General features: G+C 72.4%; 17 protein-coding genes. 7 read left to right on the forward strand and 10 right to left on the reverse strand.

What is annotated here, in order from left to right:
- Window positions 1-63 precede the first annotated feature (63 nt).
- The 3 genes from ADL15_RS35540 to ADL15_RS35550 all read right to left on the reverse strand — a co-directional run bounded on the left by ADL15_RS35540 (window position 64) and on the right by ADL15_RS35550 (window position 5663).
- Window positions 64-3552, reverse strand: a complete 3489-nt coding sequence (locus ADL15_RS35540; RefSeq protein ID WP_067700531.1) for an ATP-binding cassette domain-containing protein — start codon at window positions 3550-3552, stop codon at window positions 64-66.
- Window positions 3553-3764: 212 nt separating this feature from the next.
- Complete coding sequence (locus ADL15_RS35545) at window positions 3765-4949, reverse strand: metallophosphoesterase (RefSeq protein ID WP_198171152.1); 1185 nt, start codon at window positions 4947-4949, stop codon at window positions 3765-3767.
- A gap of 57 nt (window positions 4950-5006) precedes the next feature.
- Complete coding sequence (locus ADL15_RS35550) at window positions 5007-5663, reverse strand: nucleoside/nucleotide kinase family protein (RefSeq protein ID WP_067700537.1); 657 nt, start codon at window positions 5661-5663, stop codon at window positions 5007-5009.
- 136 nt (window positions 5664-5799) lie between these two features.
- On the opposite strand from ADL15_RS35550, the gene ADL15_RS35555 reads away from it, so the two are divergent.
- The gene (locus ADL15_RS35555) at window positions 5800-6957 is read left to right on the forward strand and encodes a ScyD/ScyE family protein (RefSeq protein WP_067700540.1); all 1158 of its coding nucleotides are present in this window, start codon (window positions 5800-5802) and stop codon (window positions 6955-6957) included.
- Here ADL15_RS35555 and ADL15_RS35560 read toward each other — a convergent pair.
- Window positions 6954-7607, reverse strand: coding sequence for a hypothetical protein (locus ADL15_RS35560; RefSeq protein WP_067700548.1), 654 nt, complete (start codon window positions 7605-7607; stop codon window positions 6954-6956). The genes ADL15_RS35555 and ADL15_RS35560 overlap by 4 nt on opposite strands.
- Before the next feature lie 229 nt (window positions 7608-7836).
- Here ADL15_RS35560 and ADL15_RS35565 point away from each other — a divergent pair, with 229 nt between their 5' ends.
- Together ADL15_RS35565 and ADL15_RS35570 are read left to right on the forward strand one after the other, a co-directional pair.
- Window positions 7837-8628: a polysaccharide deacetylase family protein gene (locus tag ADL15_RS35565; protein WP_067700551.1), complete on the forward strand. Its 792-nt coding sequence runs from the start codon at window positions 7837-7839 to the stop codon at window positions 8626-8628.
- Window positions 8625-9965 carry a right-handed parallel beta-helix repeat-containing protein gene (locus tag ADL15_RS35570; protein WP_067700554.1) on the forward strand — a complete coding sequence of 447 codons (1341 nt, stop codon included), beginning with the start codon at window positions 8625-8627 and terminating at the stop codon, window positions 9963-9965. Before ADL15_RS35565 ends, ADL15_RS35570 begins: the two co-directional genes overlap by 4 nt.
- A 417-nt stretch (window positions 9966-10382) precedes the next feature.
- Here ADL15_RS35570 and ADL15_RS35575 read toward each other — a convergent pair whose 3' ends face one another.
- The 4 genes from ADL15_RS35575 to ADL15_RS35590 are packed head-to-tail and all read right to left on the reverse strand — an operon-like array spanning window position 10383 to window position 15910.
- On the reverse strand, window positions 10383-12698 hold the full coding sequence (locus ADL15_RS35575) for a hypothetical protein (RefSeq protein WP_067700557.1): 2316 nt from the start codon (window positions 12696-12698) through the stop codon (window positions 10383-10385).
- A gap of 23 nt (window positions 12699-12721) precedes the next feature.
- The gene (locus tag ADL15_RS35580) at window positions 12722-14035 is read right to left on the reverse strand and encodes a glycosyltransferase (protein ID WP_067700560.1); all 1314 of its coding nucleotides are present in this window, start codon (window positions 14033-14035) and stop codon (window positions 12722-12724) included.
- A complete protein-coding gene (locus tag ADL15_RS35585) occupies window positions 14032-14988 on the reverse strand; it encodes a glycosyltransferase family 2 protein (protein ID WP_067700563.1) in 957 nt (318 codons plus the stop codon). The genes ADL15_RS35580 and ADL15_RS35585 overlap by 4 nt, the downstream gene beginning before the upstream one ends.
- 40 nt (window positions 14989-15028) lie before the next feature.
- Window positions 15029-15910, reverse strand: a complete 882-nt coding sequence (locus tag ADL15_RS35590) for a glycosyltransferase family 2 protein (protein ID WP_232344754.1) — start codon at window positions 15908-15910, stop codon at window positions 15029-15031.
- Window positions 15911-16680: 770 nt separating this feature from the next.
- Here ADL15_RS35590 and ADL15_RS35595 point away from each other — a divergent pair.
- The 3 genes from ADL15_RS35595 (at window position 16681) to ADL15_RS35605 (ending at window position 19921) form a co-directional block, all read left to right on the forward strand.
- Entirely contained in the window at window positions 16681-17634 is a 954-nt protein-coding gene (locus ADL15_RS35595; RefSeq protein WP_067700566.1) for a sulfotransferase family protein, read from the forward strand.
- Between the two features lie 51 nt (window positions 17635-17685).
- Window positions 17686-18597: a glycoside hydrolase family protein gene (locus ADL15_RS35600; protein WP_067700569.1), complete on the forward strand. Its 912-nt coding sequence runs from the start codon at window positions 17686-17688 to the stop codon at window positions 18595-18597.
- 325 nt (window positions 18598-18922) lie between these two features.
- Window positions 18923-19921 carry a serine/threonine-protein kinase gene (locus ADL15_RS35605; RefSeq protein WP_083972204.1) on the forward strand — a complete coding sequence of 333 codons (999 nt, stop codon included), beginning with the start codon at window positions 18923-18925 and terminating at the stop codon, window positions 19919-19921.
- 7 nt (window positions 19922-19928) lie between these two features.
- On the opposite strand, the gene ADL15_RS35610 is transcribed toward ADL15_RS35605, so the two are convergent.
- Together ADL15_RS35610 and ADL15_RS35615 are read right to left on the reverse strand one after the other, a co-directional pair.
- Entirely contained in the window at window positions 19929-20789 is an 861-nt protein-coding gene (locus ADL15_RS35610; RefSeq protein WP_067700572.1) for a universal stress protein, read from the reverse strand.
- Window positions 20786-22231: an amino acid permease gene (locus ADL15_RS35615; protein ID WP_067700576.1), complete on the reverse strand. Its 1446-nt coding sequence runs from the start codon at window positions 22229-22231 to the stop codon at window positions 20786-20788. Before ADL15_RS35615 ends, ADL15_RS35610 begins: the two co-directional genes overlap by 4 nt.
- 255 nt (window positions 22232-22486) lie before the next feature.
- Here ADL15_RS35615 and ADL15_RS35620 point away from each other — a divergent pair, with 255 nt between their 5' ends.
- Window positions 22487-22840 carry an STAS domain-containing protein gene (locus tag ADL15_RS35620; protein WP_232344755.1) on the forward strand — a complete coding sequence of 118 codons (354 nt, stop codon included), beginning with the start codon at window positions 22487-22489 and terminating at the stop codon, window positions 22838-22840.
- The last annotated feature ends 21 nt before the right edge of the window (window positions 22841-22861 follow it).

The following is a 22861-nucleotide window of genomic DNA, read 5'->3' on the forward strand; positions in this document are numbered from 1 at the left end:
CCAGGCTAGCAAAAACTGCGCGCCACGCAAAGGTGCGTGACACGCAGTTTTCTCAGCTTGCTCTCAACCGGCCAGATGACCCCAGCGCGACTCCAGCTCCGGCCAGGTGCCCTGGTCCTCGGCCTTGCCGCCGATCAGGATCACCACCCGGTCGGCCTGAGCCAGCGCCGCCCGCTTCGACGTGGACCCGACCACCGTCACCCCGTGGCTGCGCAGCGCCCGCCACAGCTCCAGCTCGGTCGTCACGTCCAGCGCGGACGACACGTCGTCGGCGATCAGCAGCTCGGTACGCGGTGCCAGCGCCCGGGCCAGCGCCAGCCGTTGCAGCTGACCGCCGGAGAGCCGGGTGCCCTTGTGCCCGATCAGCAGCTGCAGGCCACCGCCGGCCGCGGACAGGTCGTGCTCCAGCTGGGCGACCGACACCGCGTCGGCCGCGTCCACCTCGTGCCCGAGCCGGATGTTGTCGGCCACCGTCCCGGACAGCACCCGGGGCAGCTGGGCGACGTACCCGACCTGGTTGGGCCGCAGGAACAGCTCCGGGTCGCGGACCGGCTCGCCGTTCCAGCACAGGTCGCCGGTGTGGTGCACGATCCCGGCCAGGGCGCGCAGCAGCGACGACTTGCCCGAGCCGACCGGCCCGACCACCAGCACGAGCTGGCCGCGCTCGACGGTCAGGTCGACGTCGCGGACACCCTGGGCGCCGTTCTCGTGCACCGCGCTGAACCCGCGCAGCTGCAGCGTGCGCAGCGGATTGCGCGGCGCCACCGGCGGTGCCGCCGCGGTACCGGCCGAGATGTCCACCCCGGGCACGTCGGACGAGTACGCCGACACGCCGGCCATGGCCACCGTCCGGTTCGTCCACACCCGAGCCGACGGGAAGTGCGACACCAGCGACGCCGTGGTCCACGCGAACCACCGCGCTGACCCGAGCGTCGCGACCGCGACCAGGGTCGCCGCCGCGCTGAGCCGATCGGACAGGTAGAGCGACCAGACCGCGATCGGCAGCAGCCCGCTGGCGATCGACGGGGTGGACCGCGCCCACACCTGGATCGCGATCTCCCGCCACTGCAGGTCGCTGCGTTTCGCGTCGAGCCCGGCCAGGTGGCTCAGCACCGGTTCGGTCGCGCCGGCCAGCTTCACCGTGCGCGCCGCCGACAGCGACGACACCAGCGCGGTCGCGAACGCCGCGCGGGCCAGCACGGTCCGCCGGGCGGCCCGCTCCAGCCGCGGCCCGAACAGGGTCGCGGCCAGCCCGGAGACCAGCATGGTGCCGAGGAAGAACATCGCCGGCACCAGCGACTGCGAGGTCAGCGTCATCGCCACCATGGCGATCAGCGCGACGCCGTTGTCGATCAGGTTGTCGGCGAGCTGGACCACCCGTTCGGTGTCGCCGCCCTGGGCGACCACCTCGGCCGGGGTGTGTTTGCTGACCCGGCGCGGGCCGATCTGGCCGTGCACCAGGCGCAGGCTGATCCGCAGCATCTGCCGGACCCACCACTCCGGGAACCAGGCGCCGGTGAAGTACAGCGACGGGATCATCGCGATCAGGGCGACGGCGATCCCGATGGCCGGGAGCACCGGGTCGCCGACGCCGTCGACCACGTTCGCCCACAGGGCCGGGAGCACCGCGCCGTCCAGTCCGAGCAGGACCATCAGCACGAACAGGGCGACCGCGCCGAGGCCGTACCGGGCGTCGTTGGTGGCCAGCCGGGCGATCTCGCGCATCGTCCGGGTCGGCGGCTCGGCCGGCAGCGGCGGCGGTTCCACAGTGGGCAGCGGGTTGCCCAGCGAATCCGGGCCGAGCTCGACGCGGGCCGCGGTGTCCCAGTCGTGCGGCTCGTCGACCAGCGTCGCGCCGCCGGCCGGCAGGACCGGTGCGGGTACGGCGAGCTCGCTGCTCGCCATCAGCTCGGCGAACCGGCGGGACTCGCGCAGCGGGCCGGCCTCCAGCACCTCGCCGTCGGCGAGGACCACGACCTCGTCGCAGCGCTGCACCGAGGAGAGCCGGTGCGCCACGATCACGCCGATCCGGCCCTGCAGCAGCCGGTCGGTGGCCCGCTGCACCCAGGACTCGGTGACCGGGTCCATCCGGGCGGTCGCCTCGTCCAGGATCACCACCTGCGGGTCCCGGACCAGGATCCGGGCGAACGCCACCAGTTGCTCCTGCCCGGCGGAGAGCTTGTAGCCGCCCTCGCCGAGCAGGGTGTCGACACCGTCCGGCAGGCCGCTCACCCAGGTGGTGAGGCCCAGCTCCTCGAGTGCGGCACCGGCCCGGGGCAGCAGCTCCCGGTCGAACAGCGCGATGTTCTCGGCCAGCGTGCCGGCCAGGATTTCGGTGCGCTGCGGCACGATCGCGGTCCATCGGCGCAGCCTGTCGACCGCGACGCCGTTGATGTCGTGCCCGCCCAGGAAGACCGTGCCGGCCGGCACGTCCACGGCCCGGGTCAGCACCTTGGCCAGGGTGGACTTGCCGGAGCCGGTACGCCCGATCAGCGCGTACGAACGGCCCCGGGCGAAGGTGAGGCTCACCCCGCGCAGGGCCGCCGGCCGGCCGCTGTCGGCCTCGCCGTACCGGAAGGTCAGGTCTCTGACCTCCAGGTCGCCGTCGACCGGTGGCTCACCCTCGGAGGGTTCCTGTGCGACCGCGCTGAGCATCTGCACCCGGCTCCAGGCGCCGAGCGCGTTCTGCAGCTCGGGGACCATCCGGGTGACCTGCTCCAGGGTGCCGCCGAACCCGAGCGCGAGCAGCCAGACGCCGGTCAGCCGGGCACCGTCGATGTGCCCCGAGGCCAAGGCCCACGCGCCGACCACGACGAGCGAGGCGATCAGCGTCCGGGTGATGGCCCCGGCCCACATGGTCACCTTGGACGACGCGCGCCAGACCCGGCGGCCCCGGGCCAGCACCTCGCGGGCCCGGTCGGCGTAGAGGCTCTGCACGTACGGCGCGGCCAGGCTGGTGCGGACGTCGTCCTGCCCGTGGATCGCCTCCTCCATCACGGCGGCCAGGTCGGACCAGGCCTCCTCCTCGGCGATGCGCACCGGGGAGATCCGCTGGATCGGCTTGTTCATGGTCAGGAAGATCAGCACCGCGACCACGACCATCGCGACACCGGCCGGCCACCAGACCAGGAACGCGGTGCCGATCGAGAGCGTGGCGACCGCGAGCGATTGGAGCAGCCGCACGCCGCTGCCGCGCAGCTCCGAGCCGACCTGGTAGACGTCCGAGTCGATCCGGTCGAGCAGCTCGCCGACCGGGGTGTTCTCCAGGGTGGGGATGTCCTGTCCGAACGCGACCCGGTTCAGGCCGCGGCGGACCCGGGCCGCCCAGTCGGCGGTCAGCCGGGCGGCGACCAGGCCCACGAAGACGTCGCTGAGCACCGCCGCGCCGAGTGCGCCGGCCAGCACCGCGAACAGCGTCCCGGACCGGTCGACGAGCACCGGCCCGGCGAGCGCCAGGGCGGCGGCCGACCCGGCCGCGCCGAGCACGATGAGCAGCGCGGCCAGCGCCGTGCGACTTCGGGAGGTGGCCCACAGGTCGCGTAACAGACGCATGCGTTGTCCTCAGGACGTTGGAAAGGAGGCGGTGCCCCCATCCTGCGCGGCCCGGCAAGCCGCGCTCAACCGGTTTATTCCCGGCATCCCGCCCACCCCGGGGCGCGTCCCACCCCGAGGTGATCATGATCTCTGCCGGGTAGGCGGCTGGCCCTCAGGGGTGTCTCACTGCTCGTGAGACACCCCTGAGGGCCAGCCGGTGACCCGGCCGGTCAGGCCGCGGTGCGCAGGGTCAGCAGGGTGATCTCGCTGGGGGCGAAGATGCGGAACGGCGGGCCCCAGAAGCCGGTGCCCCGGCTGGTGTACATCTGTGTCCGCTCGGAGTGCCGGGACAGGCCTTGCAGCACCGGCTGGTCGGTGCGGACCAGGTAGTGGAACGGCCACATCTGGCCGCCGTGGGTGTGCCCGGAGAGCTGCAGGTCGATGCCGTGCGCGACCGCGCCGGTGACCTGCTGCGGCTGGTGGGCCAGCAGCAGCACCGGCAGCGCCGGGTCGGCACCGGCCAGGGCGGCCTCGTGGTCCATGTGGTGGCCGGGCACGCCGGAGCCGGCCGCGGTGCGGTCGTCGACACCGGCCACGACCAGCGAGTCGTCGCCGCGGGTGACGACCAGGTGGCGGTTGTGCAGGGCGTCCCAGCCGAGCGAGGACATGTGCTCGACCCAGCCCTGCGCGCCGCTCATGTACTCGTGGTTGCCGGTCACGTAGACCCGGGCCAGCTTCGCGCGGATGTCGCCGAGCGGTGCGGCCATCGCGCGGCGCTGGTGCACCTCGCCGTCGGCGATGTCGCCGGTGTGCGCCACGATGTCCGCGTCCAGCGAGTTGATCACCTCGGTGACGCCCTGGGACCAGCGGGCCCGGTCGATCGGGCCGTAGTGGGTGTCGGTGATCAGCACGACCTTGAGGCCGTCGAGCGCGGCGCCGAGCCGGGGGATGACCACGTCGACCCGGCGGACCCGGGACACCCGCATCGCCTCGGTGTAGCCCCAGATCAGCAGGACCACGGAGATCACCAGGACGGCCGCGGCGACGATCCGGGACCGGGCCGGGCCGTCGACCCCGGCCGCGAGCAGCACCAGGCCGGCCAGCTGGCCGAGCACCGACCAGGTGAACAGCACCCAGACCACGCCGAGAGTGGTGTCGGCGATCCGCGCGGACACGTCGTCGTGGCGGCCGTGACCGCGGAACATCAGCACGGGGAAGGCCGCCGCGGCCAGCACGAACAGGACCGTGCCCGCGACGAACACCGGTGCCGGCCAGGCGTTGCCCGACCAGACCAGCGTCGCCCACGGCACGCCGAACAGCAGCACGATCACCGCGACCAGGATCCCCAGGAACCGGCCACCCGGGCCACGCCGTCGTCGCGGCTGCGCCGCGACCTCCGCCTCATCCACCGACATGTCCGCAAGCATGCCACTGTGAAAACCATTCCGGTACGGCGGTGACTCGAAACTCAGTCACAGCAGCGCCGACGGCACCAGCAGGTCCGCCCTTTCCCGGGTGGTGGCGATCAGTGCGGCGTTCCGCTCGTCGGTGCCGGTCGCCCAGGCCAGCGCGTCGGCCGGTGACTTGCCGAACCGCTCGTGCCGGGCGACCAGCCGGCGCAGCCGCTCGGCCGGGTCGAGGTCGGTGTACCAGACCTCGCTGAACACCCCGCCCAGCCCGGCCCACCGCCCGTCCGGCAGCAGCAGGTAGTTCCCCTCGGTGATCACCAGGCGGGCCGTCCGGGCCACCCCGATGGCGCCGGCGATCGGCTGCTCGAGGACCCGCTCGAAGCCCGGCGCGTAGATCATCTCGTCCTGGTCGGCGAGCAGGCGGCGCAGCAGCGACGCGTACCCCCAGGCGTCGAACGTCTCCGGCGCGCCCTTGCGGTCGCGCAGCCCGAGCCGGTCCAGCTCGACATCGGCCAGGTGGTAGCCGTCCATCGGCACGTGCGCCACCCAGCTCCCGGCGGCCAGGCCGTCCGGTGGCGCCGGCGCGAGGGCGGCCAGCAGCGACTCGGCCAGGGTGGTCTTGCCGGCGCCGGGCGGCCCGGCGATGCCCAGCACCGCACGGCGGCCGCCGGCGACCAGCGCCCGGGCCCGATTCACCAGTTCGGGGAACGTGCACGTCATAGGGCTGACCGTAGCGTCACCTGGCCGGTGGTCGGATCAAGGACTCCCGGGGCCGGAGGACCGTTCGGGCCATGTGGCTCGTGGGCGCCGGTGCGGAAACCTGGCGAAGTCCGACATGACTACCGGGAGGAATCAGATGATCACTAAACGTTCGGCGATCGGGGTTGTTGTCGCGGTCGCCGGCCTCCTCGCCGGTCCGTCGCCGGCGACGGCCGCGCCCGCCCCGCCACCGTGGACGGTGGCGTCCGGGCTGGACCATCCGCGCGGGCTGGCGTTCGGCCCGGACGGGACGCTCTACGTCGCCGAGGCCGGGCACGGTGGCGTCCCGTGCCGCCGGATCCCGGCGGGCGGCCAGGTGGTCGCCGGGCTGGACCGGACCGGCATCGGGCCGGTGTGCGCCGGGGCGTCCGGCGCGATCGCCGCGATCCGGCACGGCCATGTCCGGCGGATCGTCACCGGCCTTCCGTCCCCGACGACACCGGCCGACGCGGAGGCGGCCGGTGCGGAGGTGACGGGTGCGGAGACGACCGCGGCATGGGTGGCCGGTGCCCGGGCGGCCGGTCCGTCGGACGTGACCGTGGACCCGGGCGGCGCGCTCTCCTACACGGTGGGGCGGGGTGGCGGCGCGGACCTTCGTACCACAGCGGGGTTGTCCGGAGCGGCGATGGTGTACCGCGGCCGATCCGTGGTCGCGGACATCGACGCCTATCTGAAGGGGGCGAATCCGGTCTCGGTGCTGGCCGTCGACCGGGGCAAGCTCGTGGTGGACGGCGGTGGCGACGCGCTGCTGCGGGTCGGCCCGCGCGGCCGGATCAGCACGGTGGCGACGTTCCCGCGGCGGATCGTGCCGGCGCCGGCCGGGTTGCGGGGCGGTGTCCGGGCGGGCGCCCCGATCCCGATGGACGCGGTGCCGACCTCGGTGGTGCGCGGCCCGGACGGCGCGTTCTACGTCGGTGAGCTGACCGGCTTCCCGTTCCCGCCCGGCCAGGCCCGGATCTGGCGGATCGTTCCCGGCGAGCGGCCGCGGGTGTTCGCCACCGGGCTGACCGCCGTCGTCGACCTGGCCTGGGGCCCGGACCGCACGCTCTACGCCCTGCAGATCTCGCGGCGGGGCCTGCTCTCCGGCGACCGGACCGGCGCGCTGGTCCGGGTCGATCCGGGCGGCCGGCACCGGGTGGTGGTCGGTGACGGCCTCACCGCGCCGGGCGGCCTGGTCATCCGGGGCCGGTACGCCTACCTCACCGACTGCAGCACCTGCGAGAACACCGGCTCGGTGGTGCGGGTCAGGCTCTAGCCCAGCCCGAGGCGCAGCCCGGCCACCCCGGCGGGGGACAGCGGCCGGGCGGTCGCCCGGGACAGGTCGGCCCGGATCCCGTCCGGCAGCTCCTCGCCCAGCGCGCACAGTGCCGGATAGAGGTCGAGGACCTGCCGGTGGCTGAGCGCCCCGGTGCCGATCAGCAGGCCGTTGAGCGCGGCCGGGGTCTGGCCGACCTCGCCGCAGAGCTCGCGGCGCCAGGCGGAGTCGTGCACGTGGTCGGCGAACTCGCGGGCGATCCGGTTGCCGGACGGCGAACGCAGCCCGCCCAGGGTGTTCTGCCGGAGCCGGCTGATCGGCGGGGCGAGCCGGCACGCGATGCCGAGCCGCCGGGCCAGCTGCGGCACGGTGAGCACGTCCAGCCCGGCCGCGCAGCCCTCGCAGAGCCGCTGGTACGTCTTGGCGTGGATCACCGTGGCGGGTCGCTGGCAGGCGCCGTCCAGGCCGCAGGACGGATCGAGGATCACCTCGGTGAGGGTGCCCTCGTGGTCGAACCGGCCGACCGCGAAGTAGGTGGCCGGGGTGGTGCGGTAGCGGGCCAGGGCGGCGCGGGCACTGACGTAGCCGTCGGGGTCGACGCCGATGCGTGGCACACCGGCTTCGGTGTGCAGTTGGATGAGCCGGAACATTCGTGCACGCTCCCGGGGTGAAGCGAATTCGGTGTCGTCCTCCGGTACGTCAGCCGCGCGACAATGGTTCACTAATCACTCTGAGTAGCTGACTCGTGACCACGTTTGCGCTGGCAGGCGCGTTGGAAGAAAGCGAAGGTTACTCGGAGTAGCTGAAATTGGCTAGGGTGTGGGAGGAGCGTTCCAAGATCGCGCTTTGCTGGTCCGGCACGCTGACGATGGGAGACGTATGGGGACTACTCTTCCGGCGCTCATGTACCACTCGGTCTCCTCGGTCGGCGGCCCGCTGCGCGACCTCGCGGTCCCGCCGGACCGGCTCGCCGAGCAGCTGGCGGCGCTGACCACGGCGGGATACCGGCTGATCGGGCTGACCGAAGCGCTGGAGCTGCGCACGGTGGGCAGCACCGAGAAGCTGGTCGCGGTCACCTTCGACGACGGGTACCGGGACTTCCTCACCGCCGGCGTCCCGGCACTGCGGGCCGCCGGGGCCGGCGCCACCCTCTACGCCTCGGTCGGTCACCTCGGCGGTCACGCCGGCTGGCTCGGGCGGTGGTCGGCGGACTTCGGCCCGATGCTGACCTGGGACGAGCTCGCCGAGGTCGCCGCGGCCGGAGTGGAGATCGGCAACCACAGCCTGATCCACCACCCGCTCGACGTGCTCGCCCCGGCCGTGCTGCGCGACGAGATCCACCGCAGCCGCGAGGAGCTGGAGCAGCGGCTGGCGGTGCCGGTGCGGTCGTTCGCGTACCCGCACGGGTACCACGGGCGCCGGGTCCGCGAGGTCGTCGAGGCGGCCGGGCACGACAACGCCACCGAGGTCGGCCGGCGGCTGCACACCGCGGGGCGGCGGCGGTTCGCCGTACCCCGGTTCCAGCCGACGCCGGACCACACCGGCGCCGACCTGCTCGCCCTGGTCGAGGGCGGTGGCCCGCGCCTGGCGCCGCAGCTCAAACGGCTCGCCCAGCCCGGGTGGCGGCTGGTCCGGCGGGCTGCCCGCAAGGCCGGCCGGACGCTGACGTGAAGCGGGCACTCCTGGCCCTCGCCGTGCTGCTCCCGGTGGTGACGGCCGCCGTGTGGTTCCGGGCCGAGCTGCTGGGCACCTCGGACACTCCGGCGACGGTCGCGGAGACCGGCGGGTACTGGGTCTCGCCGTACGGGGACGACGACAGCGACGGCAGTGCCGCGAACCCGTGGCGGTCGGTGGTCAAGGCCATCGCCAGCGTCCCCGACGGCGCCACCATCCGGCTGCGGGCCGGTGAGTACTCGCCGTTCACCGTCGACCGGCCGGGCCTGACCGTCACCAGCGCGTCCGGTGACCGGGCCACGATCGTCGGCAGGTCAGGTACCCGCGACGTGGTGCTGGTGACGGCGAAGGACGTGACCCTGGAGACGCTCGAGGTCAGTGGCTGCGTGCCGAACCCGACGCCGGACAACAGCACGACCGGCGACCACGGCAGCGGTATCCGGATCGACGGGACCACCGGGGTGACCGTGCACGACGTGCACGTGCACGACAGTTACGGCACGAACGCGCTGGGCCTGCCGGTCGGCTGTTACGGCGTCCTGGCCACCGGCGCCCGCGACCTCACGGTCACCGGCAACGAGGTGGACCGCAACGGCGCCGGCATCGCGATCTCCGGCGGTGGCCGGGGCGTGCTGGTCGAGGGCAACGACGTGCACGACCAGAACCGGATCGTGCAGAACACCCCGGACGCCGACGACGACTTCGGCGGGTACGGCCTCGGCACCACGTTCATCACCGACAGCCCCGGGCCGACGTTCCGCGACAACCAGGTCACCCACAACCTCGGGCCGTCCACCGACTACGGCGTCGACGGCGGCGGCATGGAGATCTACGCGGCCTCACACGTCGCGGTCACCGGCAACACGTTCGTCGACAACGACGGCGCGCTGGAGACCGGCACCGGCGACGACCGGGCCTGCACCGGCAACACGTTCACCGGCAACACCGTGGCCAGCCGGGGCCATGAGACCGAACGCGAGTCCTTCACCGGCCTGGTCCTGCGCTGCGCCACCGGCATGCAGGTCACCGGCAACACGTTTCAGAACCTCAGCCAGTTCACGTTCCTGATCACCCAGGACGGCGAGTTCGCCGGCCCGATCACCGGCCTGACCATCACCGGCAACGACATCACCCAGTCCGGCGACGCCGTCCACCGCCTCCAGTTCGCCGCGGTCAGCAAGGTCCCGAAGATCACCATCGACGCGAACCGCTACCACCTGACGGGTTCGACGTTCGCGGTCATCGCCCCGGCCGGCACCGCCGACACCGGCCACACCGTCGACCTGCCGGCCTGGCAGTCCCGCACCGGCTTCGACACCACCTCCACCAGCTGAACCCCGTCATGTGTGAAGTTGTGGTGCGCTCCGCGCCAAAAGTCCCCACGCAAGCCTGGAACAGCCGTTGTGTGTGAAGTTGTGGTGCGGAGCGCGCCGAAAGTCCCCACGCAAGCCGGTGACGGCCGTTGTGTGTGAAGTTCGGGTGCGCTCCGTGCCGAAAGTCCCCACGCAAGCCGGTGACGGCGCCTGCGTGGGGAGTTCGGGTGACCGGCTGGTCCTCAGGGGTGTCTCACAGTGCCGGAGGCACCCCTGGGAGCCAGCCGGGGGCGGGAGGCGCGCTGCGGTCTGGAGGAGCGCGGTGTCGCGGGCCTCACGGGCGGGACGTGGCTCGTAGCCTACGGACGGGCGCACGGTATTCGTACCGTAGGGAAGCGGTCGGAAGGCCGGGCGGTCCGGCGGCATACCGCGGGGTGGTCACGGGACGAGGCGGTAGATGACGACGCCGGGGGCCTTGTAGAAGACCTGCCAGTCGGTGGAGGTGTTCAGGCCGTCGGTGAGAGACGTCAGCGAGCCGGCCGGCAGGGTGCCGAAGTAGGTCGTCTGGCGGTCCATCGAGTCGCTGACCACCAGGTAGTTGGTGGTGTAGCGCATGGCCTCGACGTAGGTCTTCAGGTCGGCGAGCCGGGAGCTGTTGATGTTCCCGGTGAAGTACGGGTCGCCGACCAGCGAGATGTCGACCGAGACGTGGCCCTTGTTGTAGGAGCCGTAGTTCGCTGCCAGCTTCGTCGGGAAGTTCGGGGCGACCAGGATGATCCCGGCGTCCGGCGCGGCGTGGGCGTAGAGGTATTCCGCCGCGGTGATGTCGCCGCGGGAGACGACGTTGACCCGGCTCTGCCCCTGCAGGCCCTGCAGCCCGGCGAACATCAGCGCGGCCGCCATCAGGCCCGAACCGATCTTCCAGTACCAGGTGCGGTGCGGCTTGCCACCGGCCCACAGCGTCGCGACCAGCAGCGCGGTGAACGGCAGGGAGAACGCGTAGACCCGGTAGATCGCCTCGCCGCCGTAGCTGCCACCGGCCAGCGTGGTGATCGGCAGGTAGGCGAGCAGCGCCGCGACCAGCACGGTGCCGAGGCGGCGGCGGGCCCGCCAGACGGCGACCAGCGCGGTCGCCCACAGGCCGATCGCCAGTGCCCGGGCGACCAGGGCGGAGAACTCCTGCTCCGGGGTGCTCCAGCTCTTCGCGTTGCCGGAGGCGTTCGCGAAGATGTTGAAGTCGAAGATCGTGTACTGGCTGCTGACCGAACCCATCCGCGGGGCCAGGAACGCGACCAGCACCACACCGAGCACCACCACCAGCAGGCGCGGGCGCAGCACGCCGAGCACCGCCATGGCCACCAGCGGGACCATCATCATCACCGGGGTGAGCTGGTGCGACACCACGATCGCCGCGAAGATCACGGTGGCCGCGGCGCCGGCCCGGAGCGTGGTGGCGCGGCTCGGCTCGGCGCGTTCCGGCATGTCCCGGGTCAGCCAGCGGTTCAGCCGTCCGACGCGGGCCGGCGGGCCGGTCATCCAGCGGATCACGATCACCCAGAACGCCAGCATCAGCGGGTAGACGTAGCCCTGCGGGCTGAAGTAGCCGATGTCCACCCACATGCACATCTGTGCCAGCAGGGCGGTGAGCGCGATCACCCGGCGGTTCGCGGTGAACTGCCGGACCAGGGCCGCGGTCATCAGCGCGTTGAGCAGCATGCAGGCCAGCGAGGACCAGGCGGCGAACGAGATCGGGTCGAGCCCGGAGACGTGCGAGAGCATCGCCAGCAGCGCGAAGAAACCGGGCCACTGCTGGTAGATGTCGCTGGAGTCGATCAGGTGGTGGTTGTCGCGGATCAGCTCGACGACGCCGAGGTGCTTGTAGGTCCAGGCGTACTCGACGGTGCCGCTGACGATCGGCACGGTGGCCTGCATGATGGCCGGCACGGCGAGCAGGCCGGCGGTCAGCACCAGCGGGCGGGCCCGGCCGAACAACTCGGTGGTGAAGCCGACGCCGAGCAGCGCGAGGGCGACCAGGAACGGCACGCCGAGCGTGCTGGACAGGCCGTAGGCGCCGATGTCGGAGGCACTGGTCCGGACCATCGCGATGATCCACAACGCAAGCGCGGCGGGCAGCGTGACGAGCGGCAGCCACCGGGTGAGGCGGCCGGCCGGCGGCTGATCTGGATCGGTCAGGTGGGGCCGGGTCCAGCGCACTCCGGAACGGGTCAGCCGGACCGCCTGCACAGCACCGGTGAGCAGCGAGGCGGCGGCCAGCCCGCCGAGCGAGGCGGCCGGGTTCCAGACGTGCAGCCAGAGGGTGAGCACGGCCGGCGCGACCGAGGCCGACAGGCTGAGCGCGGCCGCCATCGACCAGGCGGTCAGCCGGTTGCGGACCGGCGCGAAGGCCATCACGGCGGCGCCGGGTCCGACGACGATCAGGACCATCAGCAGCATCAGGCGGGTGCCGCCGTGCGGGATCAGCTGGGCGACCAGGCCGGCGGCCCCGGCGACGACCGCTGCCGCGGCGAATTCCAGCCGGGCGTCAGTTTCGGTCACGGTCGGCTTGGGGTCCGGATCGATCTTTTTCGGTACGAGGGGGAGCGCCGGCTTGCGGGCGGCCGTGTTCGTCGGCCACTGCTTGGTGCTCTTCCGTACGTCGGACTTCTTCTTCTTCAGGGCCCGCTGGGCCACGGAAGCAGTCACCGGCGCGACGATCGCGGTGGCCTCGGTCTCGGGCGAGCGCTGCTGCGCCATGTCGAAGGGCCTCCCTGTGGGGTTTACGGGTGCTGGCGGAGCTTGGCCCGGGCGGCCCGCCGTCCCCGCAGATAGGCGCGGGGACCGGCAATCATTCCCCTTCGGTTGGCACCGAGCAGTTCGCGAGGAAAATCGTCCTGCAACGTGGAGACCCGCAGGCTGTCCTTGCCGGTCAGGTCCCGGTACGCGGTCGGCGCGAGCCGCAGCAGGCGCCAGAGCAGCCCCGGCCGCCCGAGCAGCAGGCTGGTGTACGCCGCGGTCAGCCCGGTCCCGTACCCGACCATCTGCTTCTGCAGCCCGGCGAAGTCCCGCCGGTGGTAGTGGTGGGTGACCGCGGTCGGCTGGTACACGATCGTCCCGCCGGCCAGCAGCACCTGGGTGAACGCCAGGGTGTCCTCGGAGCCCATCGCCGGGGTGCCGGCGCCGAGCGCGGTGTCCCAGCCACCGATCCGCTCGATCACGCCGGCCCGGAACGTCATGTTCGCGCCGGTGCCGAACGGCGGCAGCGGGTAGAGCGGGTTCTGCCGGCCGGCGCTGGCCGGCCCGAACACGTCCGGCCGGAAACCGCGCCCCTTGCTGTGCCCGCCGAACTGCTCGAACCAGATCTGCGCCCGGCTCTCCAGCTCGGCCGGCACGATCACGCCGGAGACCACGTCGGCCTCCGGGTGCTCGGCCAGGGCCCGGGCCACCTCGGCCAGCCAGTGCGGGTCGGCCAGCTCGTCGTCGTCGATCCAGGCCATGATCTGTCCGGGGCACGCGGCGACGGCGGCGTTGCGGGCGAAGGAGAGCCCGGCCTTCGGCTCCTTGAGGTATTCCACCGGGCCACGGCGGGCTGCCGAGCGGACCACCTCGGCGGTGGCCTCGGTGGCCGGGGCGTTGTCCACCACCAGGATCCGGAAGCCCGGGTACTGCTGGGCGAGCAGGCTGTCCAGGCAGCGGGCCAGCGCGCCGGGGCGTTCCCGGGTGCAGACCACCACGGTGATGTCCGGCGCGGCGGCCAGCACGGCGCGCCGGCTCGCGAGGAACGGCGGCTCGGTGGCCGGGGTGAACCCGCCGGTCGGGATCGCGGCGCCGCCGAGGCGCGGGCGGATCACGTCGCCGAGCTGGTCGTCGATCGCGGCGGCCAGGTCGGCCGGGCTCAGGCCGTACTCCGGGACGTCGGCGAGCAGGGTGCCGAGCGGCTCGGTGTGCAGCCGGATCAGCGCCCAGGCCTGGTGGACCCGGCGGCCGTCCGGGCCGATCGCGGCGACCCGCGGCAGCGGCTCGGAGAGCTCGACGTCGAGCACCACGGCGGGGCGCGAGTCGGTGTCGGTGTCGAACACGGGGGCGGTGGTCACTGGGCGGGCCTCACTACGGGGCGCCGGGCGGACCGGCGCGCGCTGACGGTTTCCACGACGCCGCCGACTCCGGCCGCGGCGACTCCGGCGACCACGCCGCCGGCTCGCAGCAGCTGGTCCAGGCCCTGGCCGCGGACGGCGCCGCCGAGGTGGCGCAGGAACGCCTTGGGCAGCGACCACAGGTAGCTGCGCTCGGCGCCGAGCGGGTCGTTCTGGTGCAGGCCGGCCATCTGCACCTTGCCGCGGCCCTCCGCGTAGCAGCGCCGCACGAAGAACCGGAAGGAGGCGCGCTCGGCGGGCACCTCGTGCTGGATGACGGCGCTCGGCACGTACATCCAGCGGCCGCCGCCGATCGCGCTCATCCGCAGGCAGAGGTCGGTGTCCTCGGGCCGGTTGCGGTCACCGAGCTTGCCGAAGCCGACCCGGAAGCCGTCCACCGCGCGGAACACGTCCCGGCGGACGATCATGTTGGCCGACCAGACGTTGCGGATCGGCGCGGTCTCGGTGGGCATGCCGGCGTACGAGCCGCCGACCGCCCACAGGAACTCGGCCGGCATCCAGCGCGGTGCCGGACCCGCCCAGGCCGGGACGATGGCGCCACCGGTGCCGACCACCCGCGGGTCGGCGAACGGCTCGATCTGCCGGGCCAGCCAATGCTGGTCGGCGACGATGTCGTCGTCCAGGAACGCGATCAGCGACGTGACCGCGTGCTCCGCGCCGGTGTTCCGGTTGCCGGAGACGCCCTGCGGGTGCGCGTTGGCCAGCACGGTGACGCCGGTCAGTTCGGCCCTGGCCCGCTCGAACATCGCCGGGTTGTGATCGACGACGACGATGATCTCGGCGGGCTGGTGGGTCTGCGCGCGGGCCGACGCGAGCGTCCGGAGCAGGTAGTCCCAGCGCTTCTCGGTGTAGGTGGGCACGACGATCGTGATCGCGAGCGGGGAGGGGTTCACGGGGGGAGTGCTCCTGAGGGCGGGAGAGCGGGGCGGACCGTCAGGCCTTGCGGTCGTCCAGGGCTCGGGCCTGCAGCGCCCGCAGATCGTCGAGGGACCGGACGCCGACCGGCTTGGTCGCGGTGTCGGCGTGCCGGTCGGCGGCGTGGCGCCCGCCGGTGTGCTGCGGCGCCCGCGGGTCGACCGGGTGCAGGTCGGTGGTCCGGCGGGTGGTGGCCTCGGCCAGCGTGGTGGCGAACGGCGCGATGCCGGCCCGGCGGCGGGCCCGGGCCCGGCCGAACTCGTTGACGATGGTGCGCAGCACGCGGAAGCCGTCGCGGAACGTGTTCAGGTTGCTCTGACCGTGGATGCGCTCGTGCTCGGTGCTGCCGACCTCGCCGACCCTGAGCTGCTCGGCCACCGCGCGGATGTTGATCATGGTTTCGATCTCGAAGCCGTCGCCCCACAGCTTGCTGCCGTCGGCCGGCCGGGGCAGGTCGACGTCCGGCAGGTCGAGGGCCGGCACCACGTCGCGCCAGAACGCGTTGTAGCCGTAGCAGAGGTCGGTGAACTTCGTCTTGAACAGGACGTTGACCACCAGGTTCAGCCCGTCGTTGCCGAGCTTGCGCAGCGGGGTGATGTCGTGGCTGAATCCGCCGAAGTTGAACCGGGTGCCCTTGACGAACTGGTCGCCGCCGGTCAGCTTGGCCACGAACGACGGGATCTCGCCCGGGTCGGTGGAGCCGTCCGCGTCGATCATCACGATGATGTCGCCGGTGCAGGCCGCGAAGCCACAGGCCAGCGCGTTGCCCTTGCCGGTGCGGGTCTGCTGCACGACGACCACGTCGGGGCGCAGCTCGCGGGCCACCGCCACGGTCCGGTCCTTGGAGCCGCCGTCGACCAGGATCACCTCGCTGATCAGGTCCGGAAGCTTCGCGAACACGTGCGGCAGGTTGCGCTCCTCATTCAGCGTCGGGATGACGACGCTTACGGTGGGTGTCAGGGGGCGGTTACTGCCAGTGTTGGTGTTCACGTGCGAGAGCTCCATGTCGGTCCCTTCCGGGGGCGGCAACGCAGGTGGTGGCGCGAATTCCCGGTCAGGTTCGACACGGCCACTTGCTGGTGATCAACCTACCCAAGGATTACGTAGCGTCAACAGTTCCCGGGGCTGTCCCATGTCACAGTGGGTCAGAGCTTGAGCGCGAGAGTAGGTAAAGAGCGCCTGTTCAGAGGATGTCTAGTGATTCAGTTCACAATCACCGTGAGTGATGGTGACCCTTTAATTGGGTGGACCAAACCCGCCTAGCCCGGCGAATGCCCATCGATGCCACGAATAACGATAAGTCCGGATATGTCGTGTGGTCTGACATCACTCTTCGTATTCACGGCGCGAAGCCCGGTGACGCACCGTCAAAAAGTGCGTCGTCGCAGGTGAACTGGCATGCTGGAGGCGTGGGCAGCAATCCGACGGCGGCCGAGGGTCCGCTCTGCGTCTGTGGGCATCCGTTCCCGGCGCACGAGCACTACCGCGCCGGCACCGAGTGCGTGACCTGTGCGTCCGGGCAGTGCGCCCGATTCCGGCGTCCCGCCTGGTGGCGACGCTGGGTGCCGCCCCGGGCGAGGTGACGTCACCGCCCGGGGATCGCCAAAGCCTATAAACTCTGTAGGCTTAACCGACTTTGCTGCGCGACTGCCGCATCCGTGGGGGAATCCATGTCACTTCCCGACTTCCTGATCGCCGGTGTGCCCAAGGCCGGGACCACCGCCCTGCACGCCGCCCTGACCGGGCATCCCGATCTGTACCTGTCCGCGGTCAAGGAGCCCAAGTTCTTCCTCTCCGACGGTCCGCCACCGGGGCACGGCGGCCCGGGCGACGTGCAGACCTACCAGGAGCACGTGTGGCGCCGGGCGGACTACGAGGCGCTGTTCGCCCCGGCGCCGTCCGGAGCGCTGCTCGGCGAGGCGACGCCGTTCTACCTGCACGACCTGGACGCCCACGACCGGATCAAGAAGCTGGCGCCGGACGCGCGGATCATCCTGCTGCTGCGCGACCCGGTGGACCGGGCGCACTCCAACTGGACCCACCTGTGGAACGCCGGCCTCGAGCCGGAGGCCGACTTCCTGGCCGCCTGCCGGGCCGAGCCGGCCCGGATCGCGGCCGGCTGGGCCCAGTTCTGGCACTACCTGGGCCTGGGCCTCTACGGCCGTCAGCTGCAGCACCTCTACGAGCGCTTCCCGCGCGAGCAGGTGCTGCTGCTGCGCTACCGGGAGCTCAAGGACGCGCCGGCCGCCACGCTCGACCGGGTCTGCTCGTTCCTCGGCGTGCGCACCGGGCTGCTCACCGCGATCCCGAAGGAGAACGTGAACCGGCACGTCGTCGAGGACGACGCGGTCAACCGGGTGCTGCGCGGCCTGCTCCGCACCGGCGGGACCTTCGGGCACCACTTCCCGGTGCCGCTGCGCCTGGCCGCCCGCGGCCCGCTGCTCACCCTGCTGCACCGCAAGAAGGGCACCCGGCCGGTGACCACCCCGCAGGAGCGGGCCGAGCTGCTGCCACACTTCGCCGCGGACATCGCGCTGCTGCAGGACGTCACCGGCGAGCGCTACGACGACTGGCTCAGCGTCGACCGACACGCCCGCGCCTCGGAAAACCCACCAGTTCAATAGGTCATGCCAGAATCCTCCGGTACCACTCGGCCGCACCCCCGGGAGACGACGTTGTCCATCGGAATCACCGCGCTGCCCCTGCCCAGCTGGGAAGACTCCACGGTGGTGGTGGAGCCGCCGGGCACCGAGCCGGGCGCCTGGTCCGGCGCACCGAGCACGATCACCGCCGACGGCTACGTCTATCTGGCGTACCGCCTGCGGCTGCCGATCGGCGCCGGCCGGGGTGTCGCCAACGTGATCGCCCGCTCCGCCGACGGGCTGGCCTTCACCGTGGTGGCCGAGGTGGGCAAGGACCGCTTCGGCGCCGAGTCCCTGGAGCGCCCGGCGCTGACCCGCACCCCGGAGGGCCGCTGGCGGCTGTACGTCAGCGCCGCCACCCCGGGCACCAAGCACTGGCGGGTCGAACTGCTCGAGGCGGACACCCCGGAGGGCCTGGCCACCGCGCCGTCCCGGACCGTGCTCGCCGGTGACGACACCGTCGCCTGGAAGGACCCGGTGCTGCACCACGACGAGCACGGCTGGCACCTGTGGGCCTCGGTGCACCCGCTGGACTCCTGGGACGACGCCGACCGGATGACCACCGAGTACGCCACCAGCCCGGACGGCGTGCACTGGACCCACCGGCGGACCGCGCTGGCCGGCCGGCCGGGGCAGTGGGACGCCCGCGGGGTGCGGGTGTCCTCGGTGCAGGTGACCGGCGACGAGATCACCGTGGCCTACGACGGGCGGGCCACGGCCGGCGAGAACTGGGAGGAACGGACCGGGGTGGCCCGCGGCGCCCGGCTGGCGGACGGCACGTTCGGCGAGCTGACCGCGGAGGACCACGAGCCGGTCGGCAGCCCGCACCCGCCGTACGGGCTGCGCTATCTGAGCCTGGTCGAGCTGCCGGACGGGGATCGACGGCTGTACTACGAGGCGACCCGGGCGGACGGGGCGCACGATCTCCGTACCGAAAAGGTCTGATCGCGGAGGGTGATGCCGCACGCGACCTGAAAGCCTGCTCAGGACCGTTGAGGGCTGTAAGGGCCGTCACTCTCGGTGGGGTCGGTCGCGGGCGTCGACGACGGGTGGCCTAGCGTCGTCGCTGACGTCAGGTGCTCGCCCACAAGCGGCACGGTCGATGGCGGGACCGGTCTCACAAGGCCCGGTCCCGCCATGTTTTTTGCCCTTGCCGGGCTCACTCCTCCGGTGGACGCGGCGCCGAGGATCACGTTTGTGGCCGGGTGATCTGGGTATGGACCTGGCCAGCCGCGCGACCCGAGATCGTGGTCACGTGAGAGGGGACGCCGTGCGGGTGTTGGGCGGGCGGTATCAGCTGGTGAACCGGATCGGCCTCGGTGGCATGTCCGAGGTGTGGCTCGGGCACGACCAGGTCCTCGACCGGCCGGTCGCCGTCAAGATCATGGCCCCGGCGGTGCAGGGCACCCTCGGCGAGGCCGGGATCGAGCTGATCCGCTCCGAGGCGCGGTCGGCGGCCCGGCTGGCGCACCCCAACGTGGCCGGCGTGCACGACTTCGGCACCTCGCCGATGCCCGGCCGGCTCGACGTGCCGTACATCGTGATGGAGCTGGTCGAGGGGCAGACGCTGAGCCAGCACCTGCGCGACGGCCCGCTCGACTGGCGGATCGGGGTACGGATCTGCGCCGAGGTGGCGGCCGCGCTGGCCGCCGCGCACGCCGAGCAGGTGGTGCACCGCGACATCAAACCGGCGAACATCATGCTCACCCCGAGCGGCGCGAAGGTCCTCGACTTCGGCATCGCCGCGGCGATCGGCCAGCCCGAGGCGGATCCGGACGGCCCGGTGATGGGCACCCCGGCGTACGTCGCCCCGGAACGCTTCGACGGCCTCCCGGCCAGCCCGGCCTCGGACATGTTCGGCCTCGGGTCGCTGCTCTACCACTGCCTGGCCGGCCGGCTCCCGTGGACCACGAAGTCGCACACCGAGCTGATCCACGCCCAGCGCTACTGGGACCCGGAGCCGCTGCCGTACCTGGACGGGCTGCCGCCCGAGGTGCTCGACCTGTGCTTCCGCTGCCTGCGCCGGGACCCGGCCGAGCGGCCCACCGCGCTGGTCGCGGCGCTGCTGCTGGCCGAGGCGGTGGACGCGCGGGTCTACGTGCCGCTCTCCGACCTGTCCGGGCTGGAGCAGCCGGTGCCGGCCTGGGACGAGCAGGCGGCGGTCGAGCCGACCTACACCGGTCTGCCGGCCGAGGGGATCGTGCCGGTCGAGACCGTCGTGCCGGTCGAGCAGCCCGAACACGCCGGCCGGCACCGCGCCGACATCTGACGTCCGTTCACGCCCGGGGGACGACCACCAACGGCCGCCCGGCCCGTCGTAGCAGCCGCCCGGACACCCCGCCGACCAGCACCCGCCGGGCCGGACCGTATCCGCGGGACCCGCAGAACAGCAGGTCCACCTCGGTCAGCCCGGCCAACTCCTCGACCACGTCACCGGAGCGCACCGACCACTCCGCCGGCACGTCCGGCACGCTCGCGGCCGCCCGGCGCAGCGCCTCCTCGTACGTCTCCCGCGCGGTGTCCAGGAACGCCCGCTCGGCGTCGTCACCGATCAGGAACGGCAGCGCCGCGTCCCCGGCGGCCACCACGGTGACCAGCAGCAGCGTGCTGCCGGTGCGCCGGGCCAGCTCGGCGGCCGCGTCCAGGGCGGCCCGGCCGTCCAGGGTGTCCACGTAGGCGACCCCGATCCGGCCGAGCGCGCCGGGCGCCGTGCCGCCGCCGGCCGGGGTGACCGCCACCGGGCAGCCGCTGCCGGCCAGCAGCCGTTCCGCGGTGCTGCCGGCGAAGAGCCGCCCGGGTGCGGCCGGGCCCGAGCCGATCACCATCGCCACCGCACGGGTCTGCTCGGCCAGGTCGTGCAGGCCGTGCGCGGCCGAGCTGGACGCCACACTGCGGTACTCGACGCCGGGCGGATCCTTCAACGTGGCACGGGCCTCGTCCAGCACCCGTTCGGCGGCCCGGTGCCGGTCGGCGATCCACTCGGCGTCCACCCGGCCGGAGCCGATCGCGGACGGCGCCGGGTGGACCACCGCGACGATCAACGGGACCTGCCGGACGTCGGCGAGCCAGCGGCCCAGGGCGAGCGCGTCGCGCGAGCCCGGGCGGTGGTCCACACCGACGATCACCGGGGCGGTCATGACGGATCGTCCTCGGGGCGGGCGGCCGACGGGGCCGCGGCCGCTTCCTGGCGGAGCCGGGAGTGCCGGTAGCCGTAGAGGGCGTAGATGACCAGGCCGGCGACGAGCCACACCCCGAACCGGATCCAGGTGTCCAGCGGCAGGTCGGACATCAGGTAGACGGCGAACCCGATCCCGATCAGCGGCAGCACCGGCGACCACGGCACCCGGTACGGCCGGGGCATGTCCGGCTTGGTCCGCCGCAGCACGATCACCCCGATGTTGACCAGCACGAACGCGAACAGCGTGCCGATGTTGACCAGCTCCACGATGGTGCCGAGCGGGATCAGCGCGGCCAGCACCGCGATCAGCACCCCGAGCACCACGGTGAGCCGGGCCGGGGTCCCGTACCGCGGGTTGACCTTGGCCATCCGGCGCGGCAGCAGGCCGTCCCGGCACATCGCGAAGAAGATCCGGGTCTGGCCGTAGAAGATCACCAGGACCACGCTGGTGATCGCGACGACCGCGCCGAGCGCCAGGATCCCGGCCGCCCAGCTCATCCCGGCGCCCTGGTCGAGGGCCGCGGCGAGCGGCGCGTCGCTGTCCTTCATCTGGTCCGGGCTGGCGATGCCGAGCGCGCCGACCGCGGTGAGGATGTAGAACACCGTGCAGATGCCGAGCGAGCCGATGATCGCCCAGGGCAGGTCGCGGGCCGGGTTGCGGGCCTCCTCGCTGCCGGTGGAGACCGCGTCGAACCCGATGTACGCGAAGAAGATGATCGCCGCGGCCGCGGTCACCCCGTCCACGCCGGCCGGGGCGAACGGGTGGAAGTTGCCGGTGCTGAAGTTCGCGAACGCCACCGCCAGGAAGAAGATCAGCACGACCAGCTTGACCACGACCATCACCAGGTTGGCCCGGGCGCTCTCGGTCACGCCGCGGATCAGCAGCAGCGTGATGGCCAGCACGATGAACACCGCGGGCAGGTTGAACACCCCGCCGTCCTCCGGTGACTTGCTGATGGCGTCCGGCAGCGCGACACCGAACGCGGCGTCCAGGAACGCGTTCAGGTTGCCGCCCCAGCCGATCGCGATGCCGGCCACCGAGACGCCGTACTCCAGGATCAGGTCCCAGCCGATGATCCAGGCGACGATCTCGCCCATGGTCGCGTAGGTGTACGTGTACGCGCTGCCGGAGACCGGGATCGAGGACGCCAGCTCGGCGTAGGAGAGCGCGGAGAACACGCAGGCCACCGCGGCCAGCGCGAACGACAGCACGACGGCCGGACCGGCGATCCCGGAGCCCTTGCCGATCACCACGAAGATGCCGGTACCGATGATCGCGCCGACGCCCATCGCGGTCAGCTGGACGACACCGACCGCCTTCTTGAGCTCGGTGCCCTCTTCCGCTGTCTCGTGGATCAGCGATCCGACGTCCCGGATCGCGAACAACCCCGACTTGGCCATGCTGCGCCCCCTTCCACGGCTTCAGATCACCGTGGTCCCGGGTCCGGCTCGCCGCAAGGCGGACAGTGATCGGATCAGCGCGATGTGTGAACTTCGGTCGCCCGGGTTGCCGCGCGTCCCGCGCGGTGGGTGAAAAACGCCATGGCGTACGGGTTGTGCGCCGCCTGCGGCAAACCGCGCGGCAGCCTGCGAGGGGTACGGCGTGACGGGTACGGTGGATAGATCGGGCAAATCGCCCGGCTCTCAAGTGGCGCGGTGGGCGAGGTCGTGATGGGCGAGGCCGTGATGACAACACGGCGGCAGGCCGACGGCACCATGGTCGTCGACGTGCGGGGCAGCCTGGACACGTCCACCGTCGAGTCGCTGCGCGACGTGCTGCTGGAGACGCTCCAGCGGGACCGTCCGGCGCTGATCGTTGTCGATCTGACCTTCGTCACCTTCATGGACTCGGTCGGGATCGGTGTCCTGGTCGCCGGGCAGCGCGCGGCCCGGGACATCGGCACCCGGTTCGAGCTGCGCAACCCGAGCGACTTCGTGCACGGGCAGCTGCGGATCACCGGCCTGACCGAGGTGCTCGGCCTGACCGGGACCCGGAACTTCGGTTTCTGAACCGCCGGCCTGACCCGGCCG

Source organism: Actinoplanes awajinensis subsp. mycoplanecinus, from assembly GCF_001509495.1.
In the GTDB taxonomy this organism is placed as follows: domain Bacteria; phylum Actinomycetota; class Actinomycetes; order Mycobacteriales; family Micromonosporaceae; genus Actinoplanes; species Actinoplanes palleronii.

Bases quoted from the DNA above. Each gene is read 5' to 3' on its own strand.
- ADL15_RS35540 (WP_067700531.1), bottom strand. From the start codon at position 3,552: ATGCGTCTGTTACGCGACCTGTGGGCCACCTCCCGAAGTCGCACGGCG.
- ADL15_RS35545 (WP_198171152.1), bottom strand. From the start codon at position 4,949: ATGTCGGTGGATGAGGCGGAGGTCGCGGCGCAGCCGCGACGACGGCGT.
- ADL15_RS35550 (WP_067700537.1), bottom strand. From the start codon at position 5,663: ATGACGTGCACGTTCCCCGAACTGGTGAATCGGGCCCGGGCGCTGGTC.
- ADL15_RS35555 (WP_067700540.1), top strand. From the start codon at position 5,800: ATGATCACTAAACGTTCGGCGATCGGGGTTGTTGTCGCGGTCGCCGGC.
- ADL15_RS35560 (WP_067700548.1), bottom strand. From the start codon at position 7,607: ATGTTCCGGCTCATCCAACTGCACACCGAAGCCGGTGTGCCACGCATC.
- ADL15_RS35565 (WP_067700551.1), top strand. From the start codon at position 7,837: ATGGGGACTACTCTTCCGGCGCTCATGTACCACTCGGTCTCCTCGGTC.
- ADL15_RS35575 (WP_067700557.1), bottom strand. From the start codon at position 12,698: ATGGCGCAGCAGCGCTCGCCCGAGACCGAGGCCACCGCGATCGTCGCG.
- ADL15_RS35595 (WP_067700566.1), top strand. From the start codon at position 16,681: ATGTCACTTCCCGACTTCCTGATCGCCGGTGTGCCCAAGGCCGGGACC.
- ADL15_RS35610 (WP_067700572.1), bottom strand. From the start codon at position 20,789: ATGACCGCCCCGGTGATCGTCGGTGTGGACCACCGCCCGGGCTCGCGC.
- ADL15_RS35615 (WP_067700576.1), bottom strand. From the start codon at position 22,231: ATGGCCAAGTCGGGGTTGTTCGCGATCCGGGACGTCGGATCGCTGATC.